The following is a 5192-nucleotide window of genomic DNA, read 5'->3' on the forward strand; positions in this document are numbered from 1 at the left end:
CCTCCGCGTCCACCTCCGCGTCCACCTCCGCGTCCACGTCGACGTCACCGGCCGCCGCCGGTCCCTCCGCCTCCGCCCCCACCTCCTCCGCCGCCCCCGCCCCCACGCCGCCCGGCACCCGCTCCGCCAACCCGTCGCTTCAGCGACGGGTCGTTGACTAGTCTTTGCGGCATGTACGGCTACGACCCGAACGCCGGCGCCCAGCAGCAGTACGCCCCGCCGCCGCAGCAGCACCAGCAGCAGCCGATGGGCGGCATGAGCGGCGGGTACGGTCAGCAGCAGCCGCTGTACCCCGAGCCGTCCGCCGCGGCGCCCCCCTCACTGGTGGACGCGGTGCGCGCCTTCACCACCGGGACCATGACCGCGGAGGACTTCCACCAGGTCTTCTCGACGTCCAAGGTCTACTGCCCGCGGGGCGACAACCCCGGCTTCCTGGCCCTGCACAACACCCAGCAGCCGGTGATCCCCATGTTCACCTCGCTCAAGGAGCTGCGGCGGTACGCGGGCAAGGAGTCCAAGTACTTCACGATCACCGGGTCCGAGGTGCTCGACCTGCTGCCCTCGGGATACGGCTTCGTGCTCGACATGGAGGGCGAGCACCGGATGGTGTTCGACGCCCAGACCGTCGAGCAGATGGTCGACTACGCGATGCGGCGCATGTACACCTGAGCCGTCCCGCGCCCTGTCGGCCCCGCCGCCCACCGGCGCCCCATGCCGCCCCACAGCCGCCCCTGCCGTTCGCCCCAGGCCCGGAGGACGTCCCCGTCCCCGGGCCTTTCGCACGCCCGGCTCCGGCCCGCCTGGCAGAAAGTTCAACAATCAACTAATCTGGTGCCCGAGGAGGCCACCACCCTGGGGGCCGCCGCACAGGAGGTACGCACCGCCATGCCCGCCGTGACCGTAGAGAACACCCTGGCCCTGCCGCGCGTCACCGCCCCGGCCGAGGCCGTCGCCCGCCCCGTGCTCACCGTCACCACCGCGCCCACCGGGTTCGAGGGCGAGGGGTTCCCGGTGCGCAGGGCCTTCGCCGGGATCGCCCACCGGCACCTGGACCCGTTCATCCTGATGGACCAGATGGGTGAGGTGGAGTACGCGCCCGGAGAGCCGAAGGGCACTCCCTGGCACCCGCACCGCGGTTTCGAGACCGTCACCTACATCATCGACGGCGCCTTCGACCACCAGGACAGCCACGGCGGCGGCGGCTCGATCACCAACGGCGACACCCAGTGGATGACGGCCGGCAGCGGCCTGCTCCACATCGAGGCGCCGCCGGAGCAGCTCGTCATGTCCGGTGGCCTCTTCCACGGTCTCCAGCTGTGGGTGAACCTGCCGGCCAAGGACAAGATGATGGCGCCGCGCTACCAGGACATCCGCGGCGGCACGGTCAAGCTGCTGACCTCCCCCGACGGCGGCGCGCTGATCCGCGTCATCGCCGGCGAGCTCGACGGCCACCAGGGTCCGGGCATCACCCACACCCCCATCACGATGCTCCACGCGACCGTCGCGCCGGGCGCCGAGGTCACGCTGCCGTGGCGGGAGGACTTCAACGCCCTCGCCTACGTGCTCGCCGGGCGCGGCACGGTGGGCGCGGAGCGGCGCCCGGTCCACATGGGGCAGGCGGCCGTGTACGGCAAGGGTTCCTCGCTGACCTTCCGGGCCGACGAGCGTCAGGACGGGCACACCCCCGACCTGGAGATCGTGCTGCTGGGCGGTGAGCCGATCCGGGAGCCGATGCAGCAGTACGGGCCGTTCGTGATGAACACCCGCGAGGAGCTGGCGCAGGCCTTCGAGGACTTCCAGAAGGGCCGGTTCGGTCGGATCCCGGCGGCGCACGGCATGACGGAGGAGGGCCCCGGCGCCTGACGCCGGAGCAGAACGGCCACCGTCACCCGCCGCGGGACCGGCCCCCGCGGCGGGACCCGGCCGCCGCCGCGGGGCCCGGCCGTCGTCAGGGTTCGCTCAGCTCGAACCAGATGGTCTTGCCCGCCCCGCGCGGGTCGACGCCCCACGCGGAGGCGAGCTGCTCGATCAGGAACAGGCCGCGCCCGGAGGACGCCAGCTCACCCGGGTCCCGCCTGTGCGGCAGCGCGTCACTGGAGTCGGTGACCTCCACCCGGAGCCGACGCGACCCCTCCGGCCCGCTGACCCGGGCGAGCAGGGTCGCGTCGGCGTCGGTGTGCATCAGGACGTTCGCCAGCATCTCGGAGGTCAGCAGCACGGCGGAGTCGATCTGATCCAGGTCCCGCCAGTCGTGCAGCAGCTGCCGCAGTTCCTCCCGGGCGTCGCCGATGCGGTCGGGCTCGTCCTGGGCGACCGTCGCCGCCATCCGGCGGACCGGCCAGCGCGCCGCGCCCTGCCCCGCACGGGATTCCTCGCTCTCGGAGGGCCGGTGGAGCAGGACGAACGCGATGTCGTCCTCACGGCGGTCCGGCAGCGGCCCGGTGTAGAGGTGCGAGGCGGGTCCCAGCACCGCGGAGACCAGGGTGTCGGCGAGCTCCTCCATGTCGCCGGCGTCGGAGGAACCCTCCAGGACGTCGCGCACGCGTTCCCAGCCGGTGAACAGGTCGTGGCCCCCGGTCTCGGCGAGCCCGTCGGTGCACAGCAGCAGCGTCTCTCCGCGGTCGAGCACGAACTCGGTGATGGGGTAGTCCGCGTCCGGCCAGATGCCCAGCGGGAGCCCGCCCGCGGTCGGCCGCAGCAGCACGGTGCCGTCGGCGAGCCTGATCCCCGGGTCGAGATGACCCGCCCGGGCGATGGTGAGCGCACCGCTGCCCGGGTCGACCTCGACGTAGAGGCAGGTCGCGAACCGGGTGTCGTCCGCGCCCTCGGAGTCGTTGATGCCCTGGAGGAACCGGGAGGCGCGGGAGAGCACCGCGTCCGGCGGGTGTCCCTCGGCGGCGTAGGCGCGCAGCGCGATGCGCAGCTGCCCCATCAGGCCCGCCGCCTGCACGTCGTGGCCCTGGACGTCGCCGATGACCAGGGCGAAACGGCCACCGGTGCCGGGGGCCGCGGTGCTGCCGGGCAGCGGGATCATGTCGAACCAGTCCCCGCCCACCTGGAGGCCGCCGCCGGTGGGCACGTAGCGGCCGCTGATCTCCATGCCCGGGACCTTCGGGCCCAGGCGCGGCATCATCGAGGCCTGAAGGCCCTGCGTCAGCTCGCGTTCGGTCTCCACGGTGCCCGCCCGGGCCAGGGCCTGGGCCAGCATCCGGGCCACCGTGGTGAGCACGGAGCGTTCGTCGGGCGTGAACTTCACCGGATGGGCGAAGCCGGCCATCCAGGCTCCCAGGGTCCGGCCGCCCGCCACCAGCGGCAGGAAGGCCCAGGACCTCCGCTCGAAGCGGGCCGCCAGCGGCCAGCCGGCCGGGTAGCGGGTGCGGTACTCCTCGGGCGAGCGGATGTAGACGGCCCGGCCGGTGCGGATCACCTCGGCGGCGGGGTAGTCCGTCTCCACCGACATCTGGGTGAACGGGAACGCGTCCTGCTGGGGCTGCCCGTGGTGGCCGACCACCGTCAGCCGGCTGCCCTCGACGCCGAAGACCGCCAGGCCGTCCGGGGAGAACCCGGGCATGGACAGCCCCGCGGCGACCCGCAGGACCTCGTGGGTGGACTCCGCCTCGGCCAGGGCGCGGCCCGCGTCCAGCAGGAAGGCCTCCCGGTTGCGCCGCCAGTCGCCGATCACCGGTCCCTGCGGGGTGGCCCCCGGCACCGGGTCGCTGACCTCCTGGATGACGCCGACGACCTCGTAGGAGTCGCGCTGCGCGTTGTAGGACGGGCGGCAGCGGGAACGCAGGGTGCGCAGGACCCGGCCGCCGCCGTCCATCACCCGGATCCGCGCCTCGGCGAGGGTGTTCTCAGAGACCGCCAGCTGGACGACGCCCAGCATCTCGTTCCAGTCCTCGGGGTGGATCCGGGCGCGCAGCTCGGCCCCCCGCAGCTCCACCGGCTCGGCGGGCAGATCGAACTGGCGGGCGGCCTCGGCGTCGGCGGTGATCCTGTCGTTGGCCGTGTCCCACTGCCAGAGGCCGATCGAGAGAATCGACAGGACCTCCGGGACCTTCTCGGCCGGCAGGGGATCGTGGTGGCGCATTGCCCCACTGTAGGAAGACGGTCAGTAAGCCTGCCATCGGAAGTGGAGGCATTCATTCCTCACGGATGTCCGCCGTCAGGGTGGACCTTCCCGGGTCCGCGGTCGCGCGCGACGGCCGTGCCAGGGGGAAGGGCCGGGCCCGCGCTCCGGGCGACCGCAGTGGTCCTTCCGGGCGGCACCGGCGGCGTGGCGCGGACCGCCCCGCGACGCCGCACGGAACAACGCCTGGGGCCCTCCCCGGTGAGCGGGGAGGGCCCCAGGACGACAGGCGGACGCGGAACCCGCAGCTCACCAGCGCGGGATCTCGCAGGTCACCCAGACGCGCACTTCGGCGTCGACGTCGCCGGTGTTGGTGAACAGCTGCTCCGAGGGGCGCTGCCAGGCCGGGTAGAGGTTGTTGCCGGTGGCGTACACGCCGGACTCGGGGTCGACGGCCGCCCCGCCGACGGCGGCCATCCCCTCCGGCCACGGGCAGGTCCACAGGGGGACCTCCACCGCGTAGTTCTCCGCCCCGGCCGGGACGGTCGCCGGAATCTCCAGGACTTCGAAGTAGGGCGGCAGCGTCGGCCCCGGCGGCCCCTCGGGCCCAGGTTCACCCTGCGGCCCCTCAGGCCCGGCAGGCCCCTCCGGCCCCGGCTCACCCTGCAACCCCTCAGGCCCAGCAGGCCCTTCCGGCCCGGGCTCACCCTGCGGTCCCTCCGGCCCGGCGTCCCCCTGCGGTCCCTCGGGCCCGGGTTCACCCTGCGGCCCTTCCGGCCCGGCAGGACCCTCGGGCCCCGGCTCGCCCTGCAACCCCTCAGGCCCAGCAGGCCCCTCCGGCCCAGGTTCACCCTGCGGTCCCTCCGGCCCGGTGTCCCCCTGCGGTCCCTCGGGCCCGGGTTCACCCTGCGGCCCTTCCGGCCCGGCAGGACCCTCGGGCCCCGGCTCGCCCTGCAACCCCTCAGGCCCAGCAGGACCCTCCGGCCCAGGTTCACCCTGCGGCCCCTCCGGCCCGGCATCGCCCTGCGGCCCCTCGGGCCCAGCAGGACCCTCCGGTCCCGGTTCACCCTGCGGCCCCGCGGGACCTGCATCGCCCTGCGGGCCGGGGTCACCCTCGGGTCCG

General features: G+C 74.0%; 4 protein-coding genes. 2 read left to right on the plus strand and 2 right to left on the minus strand.

Features of this window, described 5'->3' with window-relative positions; genetic code table 11:
• Positions 1-171 precede the first annotated feature (171 nt).
• Both HW445_RS17725 and HW445_RS17730 read left to right on the plus strand, forming a co-directional pair.
• Positions 172-669, plus strand: coding sequence for an SseB family protein (locus HW445_RS17725; protein WP_180221983.1), 498 nt, complete (start codon positions 172-174; stop codon positions 667-669).
• A 216-nt stretch (positions 670-885) separates the two neighbouring features.
• Positions 886-1863: a pirin family protein gene (locus HW445_RS17730; RefSeq protein ID WP_180221985.1), complete on the plus strand. Its 978-nt coding sequence runs from the start codon at positions 886-888 to the stop codon at positions 1861-1863.
• 85 nt (positions 1864-1948) lie between these two features.
• Here HW445_RS17730 and HW445_RS17735 read toward each other — a convergent pair whose 3' ends face one another.
• Positions 1949-4090: a SpoIIE family protein phosphatase gene (locus HW445_RS17735; protein ID WP_180221984.1), complete on the minus strand. Its 2142-nt coding sequence runs from the start codon at positions 4088-4090 to the stop codon at positions 1949-1951.
• Positions 4091-4378: 288 nt separating this feature from the next.
• The gene (locus HW445_RS32820) at positions 4379-4585 is read right to left on the minus strand and encodes a hypothetical protein (protein ID WP_218957099.1); all 207 of its coding nucleotides are present in this window, start codon (positions 4583-4585) and stop codon (positions 4379-4381) included.
• Between the last annotated feature and the right edge of the window lie 607 nt (positions 4586-5192).

Origin of the sequence: Streptomyces sp. UH6 (genome assembly GCF_013421635.1) — a bacterium.
In the GTDB taxonomy this organism is placed as follows: Bacteria; Actinomycetota; Actinomycetes; order Streptomycetales; family Streptomycetaceae; genus Streptomyces; species Streptomyces abyssomicinicus.

Coding starts and splice junctions, on each gene's coding strand:
- HW445_RS17735 (WP_180221984.1), bottom strand. CDS start 4,090: ATGCGCCACCACGATCCCCTGCCGGCCGAGAAGGTCCCGGAGGTCCTG.
- HW445_RS17725 (WP_180221983.1), top strand. CDS start 172: ATGTACGGCTACGACCCGAACGCCGGCGCCCAGCAGCAGTACGCCCCG.
- HW445_RS17730 (WP_180221985.1), top strand. CDS start 886: ATGCCCGCCGTGACCGTAGAGAACACCCTGGCCCTGCCGCGCGTCACC.